Genomic DNA, 15,423 nt, shown 5'->3' on the forward strand with positions numbered 1-15,423 from the left:
GCCGTCAGCGGCGCGGCGCCGCCAATCCCAGCACCCGGTCCTTCAGCGCGGGGAACTGATCCCGCGTCACCGCGACCTTACCCGGATCGAACTCCACCGTGAGGACCTGCTCCCCCGCCCCGGCCTCCGCCAGCACCTCGCCCCACGGATCGACCACGATCGAGTGACCGGCCTGCGGAACTCCCGCATGTGTCCCGGCCGTTCCACAGGCGAGCACGAACGCCTGGTTCTCCACCGCCCGCGCCTGAGCCAGCAGCGTCCAGTGCGCCCGGCGGCGCTCCGGCCAGCCCGCCGGAACGACCAGGGTCTCGGCGCCGGCGTCGACGAGGCCGCGGAACAGCTCGGGGAAACGGAGGTCGTAGCAGGTGGCCACGCCAAGAGTCGTCTCGGGCAGACGGACCGTCACCAGTTCCTCGCCCGCGCCCATCAGGACGGCCTCGCCCTTGTCGAAGCCGAACCGATGGATCTTCCGGTACGCGGCGACCAGCTCACCGGAGGGGGAGAAGACCAGAGAGGTGTTGTAGAGCGGCCCCTCCGGGTCCCGCTCGGGGATCGAGCCCGCGTGCAGCCACACTCCGGCGTCGCTCGCGGCCTTCGCCATCGCCTCGTACGTCGGCCCTTCGAGCGGCTCGGCCTCGCTGCCGAACTCCTCGTAGGCGAAGGCGCCGGTGGTCCACAGCTCGGGCAGGACGACGAGGTCCGCCGCCCCGGCCTGGTCCCGCACGAGCGAGGCAATCCTCACCCGGCGCGATTCGATCGATTCGCCCTCGTTTACGTCGATCTGGAGCAAAGAGGCGCGCACACTACCACCGTCCTGGCATTCGAGCGGTCCACACGGGCTTCCAAGCGGGCCTACGATCGTCACACGAAAGCACTGCCGGGGTGCCTCACAGCAGCGTAACTTAGCGTTTCAAGACACCCGCCGACAGCTGCCGCCTCCCACTGGCAACGCCGCCACAACCTGCCCGCGTACCGACGTACCAACCGCCGAGGGGTCCCGTTCCGTGAGTCTGCATCCCACCCTCCAGCCCTACGCCGACGCCTGGACCCACTCCATCGAAGCGATATCCGAGCTGGTGACGCCGCTCGTGGAAGGCGAGTGGAACCGGCGCACACCCTGCCCCGGCTGGTCGGTGCGCGACGTGGTCTCCCATGTCATCGGCCTGGACTGCGAGATGCTCGGCGACCCGCGCCCCATCCACACGCTCCCGCGCGACCTCTTCCACGTCACCAACGACCACCAGCGCTACATGGAGATGCAGGTCGACGTCCGCCGCCATCACACGGCGCCGGAGATGACGTCCGAGCTGGAGTACACGGTCATCCGCCGCAACCGCCAGCTGCGGAACGAGTCCCGCGACCCCGGCACGAAGGTGCGCGGCCCGCTCGGCGCGGAGCTCACCCTCGAGGAATCCATGCGGGGCCACGCCTTCGACGTGTGGGTGCACGAGCAGGACCTGCGCGCCGCCCTCGGCCGCCCCGGCAACCTCGACTCCCCCGGCGCACACGTGGCCCGCGACGTACTGCTCGGCAAGCTCCCCGACCTCGTCGCCAACAAGGCCGACGCCCCGCGCAGCTCGGCGATCGTCTTCGACGTGCACGGCCCGATCGAGTTCCTGCGCACGATCCGCGTCGACATCCAGGGCCGCGGCACCCTCGAAACGGCCCCCGCCCTCGGCCCCGCGGCCACCCTCACCCTCGACTGGGAGACGTTCGTCCGCCTGGCCTGCGGCCGTGTCACGCCGGAAGCGGTCGCGGACCGGGTGAAGGCGGAGGGTGACCCCGGCCTGACGACGGCGATTCTGCGCAACTTCACGGTGACGCCGTAGCGAGGGCCACCCGGGGGGCTCCGCCACACAGCACCAGCGGTCACTTCCCAGCGCCGGCCGGCATCTTCCAGCCCGTCCGGCGTTTGAGGACGAGGCCCCTTCAGGTCCGAAGCGGGGGTCCCCGGGGCGGCAGCCCCCTGGCGGGGTCGAAGGGGCAGCGCCCCTTCAGGATGGGACGGGTAGGGGCGGCGGGGCCGAGGAAACCAGGACCCCGGAAAACCGCTGTCCCCCCGTACCCGCCCGCGGCTAACGTCCCGCCGTGACCAACACCACTGACGCCACCACCAGCCACCCCCCACGCCTCACCCGGCTGACCTTCCACGGCCCCCTGTCCGAGACACGGGCGAACGCCCTCGTCCAGCGCCTCACCCGCACGAACCCCCGCACCGTCCTGGACATCGGCTGCGGCTGGGGCGAACTGATGCTGCGCATACTGACCGCCGCCCCCGAAGCGACGGGGGTCGGCATCGACATCAAGGCCGAGGATCTCGCCCGCGGCCGCCGCGACGCCGAGGCCAGAGGGCTGACACAGAGGGCGGAATTCGTCGAGGAGTCCGCCGTCGGAACCTCACGCGGACCCGCCGACCTGGTCCTGTGCGTCGGAGCGAGCCAGGCCCTGAGCTCGGCCCGGCCGCCGGAGTACACCACCGAGGCCCTGCGCGCACTACGCCGCCTGGTCACCGACGACGGCCGCGTGCTGCTCGGGGAGGGCTTCTGGCAGCGCACACCGACCCCCGCCGAACTCTCCGGCATGTGGCCGGGCGCCTCCGCCACCGACCATCACGACCTCGCCACCCTGCTCGATCTCGCGGTCGACGCGGGCTTCCGCCCGGAATGGACCGAGACGGCGAGCCTCGACGAATGGGAGGAGTTCGAGTCGGCGTATCAGGCGGACGTCGAGGTCTGGCTCGCCCAGCACCCCGGCCATCCGCTCGCCGCCGAGACCCGCGACCGCCTCGACCGCCACCGTGCCCAGTGGATGAGCTACCGCGGGGTCCTGGGGCTGGCCTACCTCACTCTCGCCCCGGCCCGCTGACCCACCGGCTCACGCGGGAACGTGCACCGTCTCCACCCTGCTGGCGACCAGCCGTTCCCGCTCCCTGCGCGCCGCCCGCCGCCGCAGCCGCAGGATCTGGCTGACCCCCAGCGCCTGCAGCACGAACACCACCGAGAAGGCGACGGCGTAGTCCCCGCCCGTCGCGTCCAGCAGCACGCCGATCGCAAACAGCGTCGTCATCGAGGCGACGAAACCGCCCATGTTGGTGATCCCGGACGCCGTTCCCTGGCGCTCCGGCGGATTCGCCGGGCGCGCGAAGTCGAACCCGATCATCGAGGCCGGCCCGCACGCCCCGAGCACCGTGCACAGCACGATCAGCAGCCACATCGGCGCCGTCTCACCGGGCCAGGCCAGAGTCGTCGCCCACAGCACCGCCGTCGCCCCCACGGTCCCCAGCGCCAGCGGCAGCCGCGCCCCGTGATGCCGGGCGACGATCTGGCCGTAGACGAGCCCGACGACCATGTTGGACAGCACGACCAGGGTGAGCAGCTCACCGGCCGCCGCCCGGGACAGCCCCTGCGCCTCGACGAGGAACGGCAGCCCCCACAGCAGCAGGAACACCATCGCCGGGAACTGCGTCGTGAAGTGCACCCACAGCCCCAGCCGCGTGCCCGGCTCCCGCCAGGACGCGGTGATCTGGCGTCGTACGTAGGCCGCGCCCAGATGCGGAAGCGGCTCCGGCTCGTGTCCCTCGGGGTGGTCCTTGAGGAACAGGAGCAGCAGGACGAGTACGACCACGCCCGCGCCGGCGCTGCCCGCGAACGCCGCCGTCCAGCCCACCCCGTGCAGCAGCCGCGCCAGCACCAGCGTGGAGACGAGGTTGCCCGCCATGCCCGCGAGGCCCGCGAGCTGCGCGATCAGCGGACCGCGCCGGGCCGGGAACCACCGGCCGCCGAGCCGCAGCACGCTGATGAACGTCATCGCGTCGCCGCAGCCGAGCAGCGCGCGCGAGGCCAGGGCCATGCCGTACGACGGCGAGAAGGCGAAGCCCAGCTGGCCCGCCGTGAACAGCACCACGCCGATGGTCAGCACCTTCTTGGTGCCGAGCCGGTCGACCAGCAGGCCGACGGGTATCTGCATGCCCGCGTACACGAGCAGCTGGAGGATCGAGAACGTCGACAGGGCCGAGGCGTTCACGTCGAAGCGGTCCGCGGCGTCGAGGCCGGCGACCCCCAGGGACGTACGGAAGATGACGGCGACGAAGTAGACCGAGACACCTATGCCCCAGACGGCGACGGCGCGGCGGCCGCCCGGAGGATCGCCGGGGAGTGCGGCGGGCTTCAACGCTCCTCACCTCGCGCGAGGTGCGAGAACCAGTCGATGTGCCGGTGGACCAGCCCGACCGCCGCCTCGGCGTCCCCGGAGCGCAGTGCCTCGAGGATCTCCTCGTGCTCGACGAGGGTCTTGGCGACCCGGTCGGGGTGGGAGTGCAGTACGGCGACGCCCATGCGCAGTTGCCGGTCGCGCAGTTGGTCGTACAGCCGCGACAGGATCTCGTTGCCGCCGCTGCGGACGATCTCGGCGTGGAAGCACCGGTCGGTGACGGCGGCTCCGGCGAGGTCTCCGGCGGCGGCCTGCGCCTTCTGCTGGGCGAGCAGTTCCTCGAGCCGCTCGATGAGGCCGGGCGGTGCGGGGACGGCCTTGCGCGCCGCGTGCTCCTCGACGAGGAGCCGCGTCTCCACGACGTCCTTGATCTCCTGCGCGGAGACCGGCAGGACCAGTGCGCCCTTCTTCGGGTAGAGCTTGATCAGCCCTTCGACCTCCAGGCGGAGCAGCGCCTCCCGCACCGGTGTGCGCGAGACCCCGACGGCCTCGGCGAGCTCGCCCTCGGTCAGCAGCGTCCCGCCCTCGTAACGGCGCTCCAGTACGCCCTGCTTGACGTGGGTGTAGACGCGGTCGGCGGCTGGCGGCTGCTTCAGGGGTGCGGGCGGGGCGGTAGGCATGCGCACAGCATAGATACAACAGGTACGCATCGGGGTTCCGGTCCATCATGCGGACGCCCCCGGAGGCCCGTATCTATCAAATTCCTGTCAACCGCCCCCTAAAGGCAACCCGCCTCATCAACCACACAACCTTCTGTGCTACTTACGTGTCACATACGTGCGGCCCACTCGCCTTCCCCACCAACTCGGCCGCATTCTGGGGCATTCGACGCAATCGGGGTATTTCAGTTGATAACCGCCACCAAGGGCTTCCGTGCCCGCAGAGCCGCAGCCGTCGCCGTGACGACCGGCGCGATGCTCGTCGCCGGAGCCCTCACCGCGGCGCCCGCGCAGGCCGTGACGGCGCCCACCATCACCGCCAAGGGCGGGTTCCTGATGAACAGCGCGACCGGCACGACCCTCTTCACCAAGGCCGCTGACACCAAGAGGCTCACCGCCTCCACCACGAAGATCATGACCGCGAAGGTCGTGCTCTCGCAGTCGAACCTGAACCTCGACACCAAGGTGACGATCAAGAAGGCCGTCAGCGACTACATGGTCGCCAAGGGCTACCCCTCGTCGGCCCGTCTGATCGTCGGCGACAAGGTCACCGTCCGTCAGCTGCTGTACGGGATGATGCTGCCGTCCGGCTGCGACGCGGCGATGGCCCTCGCCGACAAGTTCGGCACCGGCACGACGGTGAACGCGCGCGTGAAGTCGTTCATCGGCAAGATGAACACCATGGCCAAGAACCTTGGCATGACCAACACGCACTTCGACTCGTTCGACGGCATCAGCAACGGCTCCAACTACTCGACGCCGCGCGACCTGACGAAGCTCGCCCGGAGCACGATGAAGAGCACCACGTTCAAGACCGTCGTGAAGACCAAGTCGTACACGGCGAAGACGATCACGAGCTCCGGCTCCACCCGCACGATGGCACCATGGACCAACACCAACACCCTGCTCGGCTGGAACGGCACGCTGGGCATCAAGACCGGCTCCGGCACCGAGGCCAAGTACTGCCTCGTCTTCGCCGCCACCCTCAACGGGGAGTCGGTGATGGGCACCGTCATGACCGCCCCCTCCGCGACCGACCGCACGGCGGACGTGAAGAAGCTCATCAACTACGGCTACGCCAGGATCAGCTGACGCCCGCGGTGACGTGAAAGGGGCGGCCACCCGTCGGTGGCCGCCCCTTTCATTGCCGCTTCTGTCTCACGCCCAGGTGATCAGCCGCTTGGGCTGCTCCAGGATCGCCGCCACGTCCGCCAGGACCTTGGAGCCCAGCTCGCCGTCCACCAGGCGGTGGTCGAAACTGAGCGCCAGGGTCGTGACCTGGCGGGGCTTCACCTTCCCCTTGTGAACCCACGGCTGGAGCTTGATCGCGCCGACCGCGAGGATCGCGGACTCGCCCGGGTTGAGGATCGGGGTGCCGGTGTCGACTCCGAAGACGCCGACGTTGGTGATGGTGACCGTGCCGCCCTGCATCGCGGCCGGCGTGGTCTTGCCCTCCCGAGCCGTCGACACCAACTCGCCGAGCGCCTCGGCCAGTTGCGGCAACGTCTTGGCGTGGGCGTCCTTGATGTTCGGGACGATCAGACCGCGCGGGGTCGCCGCCGCGATGCCCAGGTTGACGTAGTGCTTGCGCACGATCTCCTGGTTCGCCTCGTCCCAGGACGCGTTGACGTCCGGGTTGCGCCTGATCGCGACCAGCAGGGCCTTGGAGATCAGCAGCAGGGGGTTCACCCGCAGGCCGGCGAACTCCCTGTCCTCCTTGAGCTCCTCGACCAGCTTCATCGTGCGCGTCACGTCGACCGTGACGAACTCGGTGACATGCGGCGCCGTGAACGCCGAGCCGACCATCGCCGCAGCCGTCGCCTTGCGCACGCCCTTCACCGGGATACGGGTCTCACGGACCGCGTCGTACGTGGCTACCGGCGCCGGGGCGGCGGCGGGAACGGCGACCGGGGCGGCCTGGGGCACCGGCTCGGCAGCCGGGGCCGGGGTCGGCTGAGCCACCGCCGCGTGCACGTCCTCGCGCGTGATGATGCCGTCCGGGCCGGTGGGCGTCACCGTGGCCAGGTCGACCCCGAGATCCTTCGCCAGCTTGCGCACCGGCGGCTTCGCCAGCGGGCGGGGCGGCTGCACCACCTGGGCGGGACCATGCCCGTTCAGCCCGTTCAGCTCGGACTGCAGGGCCTGTGCCGCCGCCGCGGGCTCCTGGCGTGGGACATCGGCCCCCTTGCGCGGGCGGCGCTTCGTCGAGGACGCGGCCACGCCGTAGCCGACCAGAACCGGCTGCCGGCCCGAGCCCTCCGGCTTGGGCTCCTCCGCCGGGGCCGCCGCCGGCTGCGCGACGGGCGGCTCAGCGGCCGGCGCCGTCCCGCCCGCGACGTCCACCGCGATGATCGCCGTACCGACGTCCACCGTCGTGCCCTCGGGGAAGTGCAGCTCACTGACCACCCCGTCGTACGGGATGGGCAGTTCGACGGCCGCCTTGGCCGTCTCGACCTCGCACACCACCTGGCCGTCGGTGACCGTGTCGCCCGGCTGGACGTACCACTTGAGGATCTCGGCCTCGGTGAGTCCCTCGCCCACATCGGGCATCTTGAACTCGCGCACGGACGCTTCAGTCATCGTCGTCATGCCCCTCTCCTCAGTACGCCAGGGCACGGTCGACGGCGTCGAGCACCCGGTCCAGGCCCGGCAGGTACTCCTCCTCCAGGCGCGCCGGCGGATACGGGGCGTGATAGCCGCCCACCCGCAGCACCGGGGCCTCCAGGTGGTAGAAGCAGCGCTCCGTGATCCGGGCGGCGATCTCCGCGCCCGAGCCGAAGAACACCGGAGCCTCGTGGACCACGACCAGGCGGCGGGTCTTCTCGACGGAGGCCTGGATGGAGTCGAAGTCGAGCGGGGAGACCGAGCGCAGGTCCAGGACCTCCAGGTTCCTGCCCTCCTCGGCGGCCGCGTCGGCGACCTCCTGGCACAGCTTCACCATCGGACCGTAGGCGGCCAGGGTGAGGTCCGTGCCCTCGCGGACGACCTTCGCCTTGTGCAGCGGGCCCGGGATGGCCTCGGTGTTGACCTCGCCCTTGTCCCAGTAGCGTCGCTTCGGCTCGAAGAAGATCACCGGGTCGTCGCTCTGGATGGCCTGCTGCATCATCCAGTACGCGTCCGACGCGTTGGAGGGGCTGACGATCTTCAGGCCGGCCACGTGCGCGAAGAGCGCCTCGGGGGACTCGGAGTGGTGCTCCACCGCGCCGATGCCGCCGCCGTAGGGGATGCGGACGACGACCGGCAGCTTGACCTTGCCCAGCGAGCGCGCGTGCATCTTCGCGAGCTGCGTGACGATCTGGTCGTAGGCCGGGAAGACGAAGCCGTCGAACTGGATCTCCACCACGGGGCGGTAGCCGCGCAGGGCGAGGCCGATCGCCGTGCCCACGATGCCGGACTCGGCCAGCGGGGTGTCGATGACCCGGCTCTCGCCGAAGTCCTTCTGCAGGCCGTCCGTCACACGGAAGACGCCGCCGAGCTTGCCGACGTCCTCGCCCATGATGAGGACCTTGGGGTCGGAGTCCAGGGCGCGGCGCAGCGACTCGTTGATCGCCTTGGCCAGAGCCATGCTTTTGAATGTCACAGTCTCTGCCATCTCAGTGACCCCCCTCTACGTCCGCGAACGACGCCTGGTAGGCGGCGAACTGGGCGCGCTCCTCGTCGACGAGCGCATGCCCGTCCGCGTACACGTTCTCGAAGATGGCGAAGTGGTCCGGGTCCGGCATGGCACGGACCGCCTCGCGCACTCGTTTGCCCAACGCCTCGCTCTCGGCCTCCAGTTCCGCGAAGAATCCCTCGTCCGCGTGGTTTGAAGCCTCGAGATAGCGGCGAAGGCGCAGGATCGGGTCCTTCGCCTCCCAGGCCTGGCGCTCCTCGTCACCCCGGTACCGGGTGGGGTCGTCGGAGGTGGTGTGAGCGCCCATGCGGTACGTGTACGCCTCGACCAGCGTCGGACCCTCACCGCTGCGGGCACGTTCCAGCGCCCACTTCGTCACGGCGAGGCAGGCCAGGACGTCGTTGCCGTCGACGCGGACGCCGGGGAAGCCGAAGCCCTGTGCGCGCTGGTAGAGCGGCACGCGGGTCTGCTTCTCGGTCGGCTCGGAGATCGCCCACTGGTTGTTCTGGCAGAAGAACACCACGGGGGCGTTGTAGACCGCGGAGAAGGTGAACGATTCCGCGACGTCGCCCTGGCTGGAGGCGCCGTCGCCGAAGTACGCGATCACCGCGCTGTCGGCGCCGTCCTTGGCGATGCCCATCGCGTAGCCGGTGGCGTGCAGCGTCTGGGAGCCGATGACGATCGTGTAGAGCTGGAAGTTGTTGCTGTTGGGGTCCCAGCCGCCGTTGTTCACGCCGCGGAACATGCCGAGCAGGTTGGTCGGGTCGACCCCACGGCACCAGGCGACGCCGTGCTCACGGTAGGTCGGGAAGACGTAGTCGTCCTCACGGGTGGCCCGGCCGGAGCCGATCTGGGCGGCCTCCTGGCCGAGCAGCGACGCCCACAGGCCCAGCTCGCCCTGGCGCTGCAGGGAGGTGGCCTCGGCGTCGAAGCGGCGGGTGAGCACCATGTCGCGGTAGAGGCCGCGGAGCTCTTCGGGGGTGATGCCGGCGACGTACTTGTCGTACTCGGCGTTCTTCACGCGCTTGCCCTCGGGCGTCAGCAGCTGAACGAGCTCGGGGTCCGCGCTTGGCGATTTCCTTGCGGTTGTGGTCTTGCCGGCCGTGCTCTTGGTACCGGCGCTGCGTCGCGGCTTCCGCGCGGCAGTGCTCTCCACGGTCACGTGTGCTCCTCCGTCGGTCCGGCATCCCGGGTTCGCCGGGTGCCAGTGCGGCTCACCTGAAGCCCTCCGGACGCACGGGGTGGGGTGCGGCCCATTGGGGACAGGCGTGACAGGTGCCCCGGCGAGCGCCCTGCAAAAGGCACGTTACCCAGTGCTCCACATTTCTGTGAAACCCCTCCTGACCTGCGATTTTGCTTGGATATCCAAGTAAATCGCGAAAGCCGGGAACAACTCCAGGTCACAGCCTTGCAGGGGGCCGGAACAACGGCACGTTATATCGGTGACCCAGGTCACGGGAAGAGTCGACGAGGGTGAGGTCACTGAAGTCGTGTGACGCTGATCTCGTGCATGAAAGCGGATAAATCAGGTTGTGCCTGCTGGGCGATTCAGCCAGCCGCGATTCCGTCACCCGCCGTAAACGCCACGCGCGCGTGGAGCCCGCTTCCGGGCCGCACGCGCGCGTGGGGATGTTCTCTTCCGCCTGGCCGTGCCGGCGGGCCGGTCAGGCGCCGCCGCCTCCGGTTTCACCCGTGGGGGCGGTCGGCAGCGTCGGCGGCGTGCTCGGGTCCTCCGTGGGCTCCTCGGTCGGCTCCTCCGTCGGGTCCTCGGTCGGCTCGGCCGTGGTCGGGTCCTCGGTCGGCTCGTACGTCGGATCCTCCGTCGGCTCGTACGTGGGGTCCTCGGTCGGCTCGTAGGTCGGGTCGGTGCCCGTGCCGGTGCCGTCGTCCGTGTACTCGTCGGTCGGCTCGTCCGTCGGCTCGTCGCTCGGCGTCTCGCTGGCCTTGTCCTCGTCGGTGGTCTGCGACGTGGTCGGCGTCTGCTTGGTGCCACCGCCCCCGCCGTCACCGCCGCCGTTGTTCATCGCCCACGCGACGCCCGCCGCGATCGCGATCACCGCGAGGACGGCCAGGATCCACAGCTTGCCGCGGCCACTGCCCCGGTTGCCGTGCCCCTCGAAGCCGCCGTCGTCGCCACCGCCGTACCTGTTGGGCAGGATCGGCTGCGGGATCTGCGTCGTGCCGGAGGCCGGGGTGCCCGGATGCCCCATGACGGTCGTGTTCGCGAAGCCCGCGGCCGGGGTGTGCCGGCCGTCGTGCATCGCCACCGGGCCGGTGTTCCAGGTGCCGGTGTGGCCGCCCTGGTCGTACAGCATCTGCAGGCCGTACTGGACGAGGCCGCGCATCTCCTCGGCCGTCTGGAACCGGTCGTCCGGCTCCTTGGCGAGCGAGCGCATGACCAGGCCGTCGAGCTCCGGCGGCACGCTGTCGGAGACCTCGGACGGCGGCGTCGGGATGTCCTGGACGTGCTGGTAGACCACCGACAGCGGGGTCTCGCCGGTGAACGGCGGGCGCAGCGCGAGGAGTTCGTAGAGCAGGCAGCCCGTCGCGTACAGGTCGGAGCGGTGGTCGACCGCCTTGCCGAGCGCCTGCTCCGGGGACAGGTACTGCGGCGTGCCCATGACCATGCCGGTCTGCGTCATCGTCGACTGCGCGCCGTGCAGCGCGCGGGCGATGCCGAAGTCCATCACCTTCACGGCGCCGTTGTGGGTGATGATGACGTTGGCCGGCTTGATGTCACGGTGCACGATGCCGTGCTGGTGCGAGTAGGCGAGCGCCTCCAGGACACCGGAGACGATGATCAGTGCCTGCTCGGGGCCCGGCGCCTCGGCGTTGAGGAGGAGGTCGCGGATCGTGCGGCCCTCGACGATCTCCATGACGATGTACGGCACGCTCTGGCCGTTCACGAGGTCCTCGCCGGAGTCGTACACGGCGACGATCGCGTGGTGGTTGAGGCCGGCCACCGACTGGGCCTCGCGCGTGAAGCGGGCCTTGGACACCGGGTCCTCGGCGAGGTCTGAGCGCAGCAGCTTGACCGCCACGGTGCGCCCGAGGCGCACGTCCTCGGCCGCGAACACCTCGGCCATGCCGCCCCGGCCGAGTCTGCGGGTCAGCCTGTAACGGCCGTCCCCGACAAGTCCGCCATTACCCCACATCTCCGGCGCGTCTGACATACCGCCGCCAGCCGCCTCGGGGTCGGACGGGCCCTGAGCGCGCTGCTGCTGTGCCATCAGTCCTCGCCGTCGTTTCTGCCCGCGGTGCGCGCGGTGTTGTTACGGTCTCCGTCGGCCACGCTACAGCCTTCACGCAAGCCGTCGGTCCGAGACGGTCGCCCCAAACCGGAAGGAGCCGGACCGGCCATAAAACCGGTACCCCGTCCCCTCGTGCAAATTCTGTGGACCGGCCGCACCTCCCCTGTAACGCTTCCGCGACTCTTCTTTCGCGTACGGTCACGGAACGGGCACCTCGCTTGACCTGTCAGTGCCGTGGGGCAGACTTGGCCCGGAATAGCACTTTGGATCACTCGGATCACCTGATCCACGCCAATCGCAGGCGCCCAAGAGGCTACGGGGGAAGCAGAACATGAGCCAGGACGGCGCACAGGGCGGCCACGCGGGGCGGGCACTGGCCGGTGGCCGCTATCAGCTGCGGGATCTGCTCGGCCAGGGCGGCATGGCCGCGGTGCACCTCGCCTACGACACCGTGCTCGACCGGCAGGTGGCGGTCAAGACGCTGCACACCGAGCTCGGCCGCGAGCAGGCCTTCCGCGAGCGCTTCCGCCGCGAGGCCCAGGCCGTGGCGAAGCTCACGCACACCAACATCGTCTCGGTCTTCGACACCGGCGAGGACACCGTCGACGGCATGACGACGCCGTACATCGTCATGGAGTACATCGAGGGCCGGCCGCTGAGCTCGGTCTTCGACGAGGACATACGGCAGTTCGGCGCGGTGCCCGCCGACAAGGCGCTGAAGATCATCTCCGATGTGCTCGCGGCCCTGGAGATCAGCCACGAGATGGGGCTGGTCCACCGGGACATCAAGCCGGGCAACGTCATGGTGAACAAGCGCGGCGTCGTCAAGGTGATGGACTTCGGCATCGCGCGCGCCATGCAGTCCGGTGTGACGTCCATGACGCAGACCGGCATGGTGGTCGGCACCCCGCAGTACCTCTCGCCGGAACAGGCGCTGGGCCGGGCCGTGGACGCCCGCTCCGACCTGTACTCGGTCGGCATCATGCTGTTCCAACTGGTCACCGGGCGGCTGCCGTTCGACGCGGACTCGCCGCTGGCGATCGCGTACGCGCATGTGCAGGAGGAGCCGGTGGCTCCCTCCTCGATCAACCGCGCCCTGCCGCCGGCGGTGGACGCGCTGGTCGCCCGCGCGCTGAAGAAGAATCCGAACGAACGCTTCCCGAGCGCCGAGTCCATGCGCGAGGAGTGCCTGCGCGTGGCCGCGTCCTTCCAGGCCGCCCCGCCGAGCATCGTGCCGGGCGCGCAGACGCAGAGCGGTCAGGGCGTCGGCGCCTCGGTGTTCCCGCCGGTCAGCCCCCAGACCCCACCGCCGGCCCCGCATCAGACGCCGCCACCGCCGGTCGGCCCGCAGACGCCCCCGCCGGCTCCCGTCCAGACGCCGTACCAGCAGACCCCGGCCCCGAACCCGTACGGCACGCCGCCGCCGTCGATGCCCTCGCCGTCGTACGGCTATCCGCAGCAGCCCGGCTACCGTACGCCGCCGCCGGCCGCGTACTCCCCGCAACCGGGCGCCTCGACCCCGCCGCCCGGTGCCCCGCAGCCGTACACCATCTCGCCCCAGCGGCAGCCCTCTTCGGGCGGCGGCAGGAACAACCGGCCGGTGATCATCGTCTCGATCGCCGTGTCCGTCGTGGCGGTGATCAGCCTGATCCTGGCGACGACGCTGAACGACGGCGGCACCGACGACGACGATCCGTACAGCCTGCCGACGAGCGACTACAGCTACAGCAGCCCGACCGCGACGGGCACGGGGACGAACGCCCCGGGCTATCGGGAAGGGGACAGCACGAACACGGTGAAGACGACCGAGTGCACCGAACCGTTCAAGACCTACGACGACAGCGGCAACGTGCGGGCTCCGAGCTTCATGTTCAAGTCCTGGCCGTCGGTCAAGAAGTGCCTCGACGCCGCGGGCTGGGAGTACGAGACGACCGAGGTGAACGAGAACCTGTTCGGTCATGACACCGTCATGAAGCAGTCGCCCAAGTTCTATGCGGAGTTCGACCCGGACGACCCGCCGGTGTTCCAGATCGAGGTCTCGACGGGTCTGCCGAAGTAGTGCCCGCGGTGACGTCCGCGAAGGCGTCCACGGTGACGTCCGCGAGGTGAAAGGGCCCGGCAGCGTTGGCTGCCGGGCCCTTGTGGTGTCGGGCGGGGACCGTGGTTCTAGAGGTACGGCCCACCCGATCGGCCGCCTTGGCGCGGCTCGCCGTCCTCGTGGCCGCCGACTCCCGGCGGGAGGGCGCGGCGCATCTGCTCCAACTGGGCGCGGGCGGCCATTTGCTGAGCGAAGAGCGTGGTCTGGATGCCGTGGAAGAGGCCCTCCAGCCAGCCGACCAACTGGGCCTGCGCGATACGCAGTTCCGCGTCGCTCGGCGTCGCGTCGTCCGTGAACGGCAAGGAGAGCCGCTCCAGTTCCTCGACCAGCTCCGGGGCCAGGCCGTCCTCCAGTTCCTTCACCGAACTGGCGTGGATCTCCTTCAGCCGGACCCGGCTCGCTTCGTCCAGCGGAGCCACGCGCACCTCTTCGAGCAGCTGCTTGATCATGCTGCCGATCCGCATGACCTTCGCCGGCTGCTCGACCTGCTCCGTCACCGGGATCTCGCGGGAGTCCTCGTCTCCGTTACCGCCGGTGAGCGCCATCCCGTCCTGGCCCACGACCAGGATCTGGGGGTTCTCGGACGGCCTTTCGTTCCTCGGCATCTCCATGCCGCCATTCTCTCGCACCCGTACAGCTCATCATCGTGGTGCCCCCTGTGGGGAGAGATCCACCGTTTACGGTGCGGTACTTTCCGTCACTCTTCGGGAGCGGCGGGCCTCCGGCCCACCCGGACCGCCCGGAATGCCTTGACTGCCCGAATTATCCCCACGGCAGCGGCTACCTGGACCGCCCTGATTGTCCGGCCCGAGTGAAGCGCAGCAGGCGGGCCTCGCAGATGTCGAGCCAGCGGCTCTCCGCCTCGGCATGGAAGACGAGCTGCTCCAGGACGAGCAGCCGGGTCATCTCCTCGGGGTGCTCGTGCGCCCGCGCCAGCGCGTCAGCCCGCTGCCGCACATAGCCGTGCAGAGCCTCGGCCACATGCCTGCGCTGCGCCCCGACGACCTGCCTCACGTCGACGCCGGGCGCACCGACCGCCATCACCAGCTTGATCGCCAGCTCGTCGCGGGGCGGGCTCGCCCGCTGCACGGGTCGGGTGAACCAGTCGCGCAGTTCGGCGCGGCCCGCCTCCGTCAGCGCGTACAGCACCCGCCCCGCCTCGTCCACGCCGGACTGGACGACCAGGCCGTCCCGCTCCAGCCGGCCCAGGGTCGTATAGACCTGGCCGATGTTCAGCGGCCAGGTCCCGCCCGTGCGGGCCAGGAATTCGGTGCGCAGCCGCGAGCCGTAGCGGGCGCCGGGTTCGAGGAGCGCAAGCAGCCCGTGTCGTATCGACATACCCGGATTGTGCGCCGGATTCGGTCGGGTGGCGGAGTCCGGAATGCCGGGTGTGGCGGGTGCTGTGAGGCTTGGTCCCATGACTTCCTGGCTGGCCCTGGTGGGAAAACGACGGGCACGCCCTGCCTCCGGCGGTTCGCGCGCGTGGGGCCGGGCGGCGCGGAGGGGCGCGGCCGGGCCTGCCCCCGGGGCGGTGATCACGGGCTTGCCGAGAGGCGGGGGTGGGGGCGGTGAGTCCTCGTCGCCGGATGGGGT

The 15,423-nt window shown here is 70.2% G+C and carries 13 protein-coding genes; 4 read left to right on the forward strand and 9 right to left on the reverse strand.

Translation table 11 applies throughout. From position 1 onward, the window contains the following. Nucleotides 1-4 precede the first annotated feature (4 nt). Nucleotides 5-802, reverse strand: coding sequence for a carbon-nitrogen family hydrolase (locus tag IF78_RS0137210; protein WP_031483233.1), 798 nt, complete (start codon nucleotides 800-802; stop codon nucleotides 5-7). A 202-nt stretch (nucleotides 803-1,004) separates the two neighbouring features. Between IF78_RS0137210 and IF78_RS0137215 the strand changes: the two genes are divergently transcribed. Together IF78_RS0137215 and IF78_RS0137220 are read left to right on the forward strand one after the other, a co-directional pair. Beyond that, nucleotides 1,005-1,829 (forward strand): maleylpyruvate isomerase family mycothiol-dependent enzyme, encoded by an 825-nt coding sequence (locus IF78_RS0137215; protein WP_031483235.1) that lies wholly within the window; start codon nucleotides 1,005-1,007, stop codon nucleotides 1,827-1,829. A 259-nt stretch (nucleotides 1,830-2,088) separates the two neighbouring features. Beyond that, on the forward strand, nucleotides 2,089-2,865 hold the full coding sequence (locus IF78_RS0137220; RefSeq protein ID WP_031483237.1) for an SAM-dependent methyltransferase: 777 nt from the start codon (nucleotides 2,089-2,091) through the stop codon (nucleotides 2,863-2,865). Between the two features lie 9 nt (nucleotides 2,866-2,874). Here the strand turns inward: IF78_RS0137220 and IF78_RS0137225 are convergent, their stop codons facing one another. Beyond that, entirely contained in the window at nucleotides 2,875-4,170 is a 1,296-nt protein-coding gene (locus IF78_RS0137225) for an MFS transporter (protein ID WP_031483239.1), read from the reverse strand. After that, nucleotides 4,167-4,829 carry a GntR family transcriptional regulator gene (locus IF78_RS0137230; RefSeq protein WP_031483241.1) on the reverse strand — a complete coding sequence of 221 codons (663 nt, stop codon included), beginning with the start codon at nucleotides 4,827-4,829 and terminating at the stop codon, nucleotides 4,167-4,169. The genes IF78_RS0137225 and IF78_RS0137230 overlap by 4 nt, the downstream gene beginning before the upstream one ends. A 228-nt stretch (nucleotides 4,830-5,057) precedes the next feature. On the opposite strand from IF78_RS0137230, the gene IF78_RS0137235 reads away from it, so the two are divergent. Beyond that, complete coding sequence (locus IF78_RS0137235) at nucleotides 5,058-5,960, forward strand: D-alanyl-D-alanine carboxypeptidase family protein (protein ID WP_078662731.1); 903 nt, start codon at nucleotides 5,058-5,060, stop codon at nucleotides 5,958-5,960. A gap of 66 nt (nucleotides 5,961-6,026) precedes the next feature. Here IF78_RS0137235 and IF78_RS0137240 read toward each other — a convergent pair whose 3' ends face one another. The 4 genes from IF78_RS0137240 to IF78_RS0137255 all read right to left on the reverse strand — a co-directional run bounded on the left by IF78_RS0137240 (nucleotide 6,027) and on the right by IF78_RS0137255 (nucleotide 11,711). Further along, nucleotides 6,027-7,457, reverse strand: coding sequence for a dihydrolipoamide acetyltransferase family protein (locus IF78_RS0137240; RefSeq protein ID WP_031483245.1), 1,431 nt, complete (start codon nucleotides 7,455-7,457; stop codon nucleotides 6,027-6,029). 10 nt (nucleotides 7,458-7,467) lie between these two features. Continuing rightward, nucleotides 7,468-8,460, reverse strand: coding sequence for an alpha-ketoacid dehydrogenase subunit beta (locus IF78_RS0137245; RefSeq protein WP_031483248.1), 993 nt, complete (start codon nucleotides 8,458-8,460; stop codon nucleotides 7,468-7,470). A gap of 1 nt (nucleotide 8,461) precedes the next feature. After that, the gene (gene pdhA, locus IF78_RS0137250) at nucleotides 8,462-9,643 is read right to left on the reverse strand and encodes a pyruvate dehydrogenase (acetyl-transferring) E1 component subunit alpha (protein ID WP_031483250.1); all 1,182 of its coding nucleotides are present in this window, start codon (nucleotides 9,641-9,643) and stop codon (nucleotides 8,462-8,464) included. 502 nt (nucleotides 9,644-10,145) lie between these two features. Continuing rightward, nucleotides 10,146-11,711, reverse strand: a complete 1,566-nt coding sequence (locus tag IF78_RS0137255; protein ID WP_031483252.1) for a protein kinase domain-containing protein — start codon at nucleotides 11,709-11,711, stop codon at nucleotides 10,146-10,148. Nucleotides 11,712-12,063: 352 nt separating this feature from the next. On the opposite strand from IF78_RS0137255, the gene IF78_RS0137260 reads away from it, so the two are divergent. After that, on the forward strand, nucleotides 12,064-13,791 hold the full coding sequence (locus tag IF78_RS0137260; protein WP_031483253.1) for a protein kinase domain-containing protein: 1,728 nt from the start codon (nucleotides 12,064-12,066) through the stop codon (nucleotides 13,789-13,791). Between the two features lie 107 nt (nucleotides 13,792-13,898). On the opposite strand, the gene IF78_RS0137265 is transcribed toward IF78_RS0137260, so the two are convergent. Together IF78_RS0137265 and IF78_RS0137270 are read right to left on the reverse strand one after the other, a co-directional pair. After that, on the reverse strand, nucleotides 13,899-14,441 hold the full coding sequence (locus IF78_RS0137265) for a bacterial proteasome activator family protein (protein WP_031483256.1): 543 nt from the start codon (nucleotides 14,439-14,441) through the stop codon (nucleotides 13,899-13,901). A gap of 169 nt (nucleotides 14,442-14,610) precedes the next feature. Next, nucleotides 14,611-15,168 carry a PadR family transcriptional regulator gene (locus tag IF78_RS0137270; RefSeq protein ID WP_031483258.1) on the reverse strand — a complete coding sequence of 186 codons (558 nt, stop codon included), beginning with the start codon at nucleotides 15,166-15,168 and terminating at the stop codon, nucleotides 14,611-14,613. Nucleotides 15,169-15,423: the final 255 nt, after the last annotated feature.

The organism is Streptomyces bicolor, assembly GCF_000719285.1.
In the GTDB taxonomy this organism is placed as follows: Bacteria; Actinomycetota; Actinomycetes; order Streptomycetales; family Streptomycetaceae; genus Streptomyces; species Streptomyces bicolor.

What these genes read in the sequence shown, in the direction of transcription:
- IF78_RS0137230 (WP_031483241.1), bottom strand. Translation starts at nt 4,829, where the DNA reads ATGCCTACCGCCCCGCCCGCACCCCTGAAGCAGCCGCCAGCCGCCGAC.
- IF78_RS0137240 (WP_031483245.1), bottom strand. Translation starts at nt 7,457, where the DNA reads ATGACGACGATGACTGAAGCGTCCGTGCGCGAGTTCAAGATGCCCGAT.
- IF78_RS0137245 (WP_031483248.1), bottom strand. Translation starts at nt 8,460, where the DNA reads ATGGCAGAGACTGTGACATTCAAAAGCATGGCTCTGGCCAAGGCGATC.
- IF78_RS0137255 (WP_031483252.1), bottom strand. Translation starts at nt 11,711, where the DNA reads ATGGCACAGCAGCAGCGCGCTCAGGGCCCGTCCGACCCCGAGGCGGCT.
- IF78_RS0137260 (WP_031483253.1), top strand. Translation starts at nt 12,064, where the DNA reads ATGAGCCAGGACGGCGCACAGGGCGGCCACGCGGGGCGGGCACTGGCC.
- IF78_RS0137265 (WP_031483256.1), bottom strand. Translation starts at nt 14,441, where the DNA reads ATGGAGATGCCGAGGAACGAAAGGCCGTCCGAGAACCCCCAGATCCTG.
- IF78_RS0137270 (WP_031483258.1), bottom strand. Translation starts at nt 15,168, where the DNA reads ATGTCGATACGACACGGGCTGCTTGCGCTCCTCGAACCCGGCGCCCGC.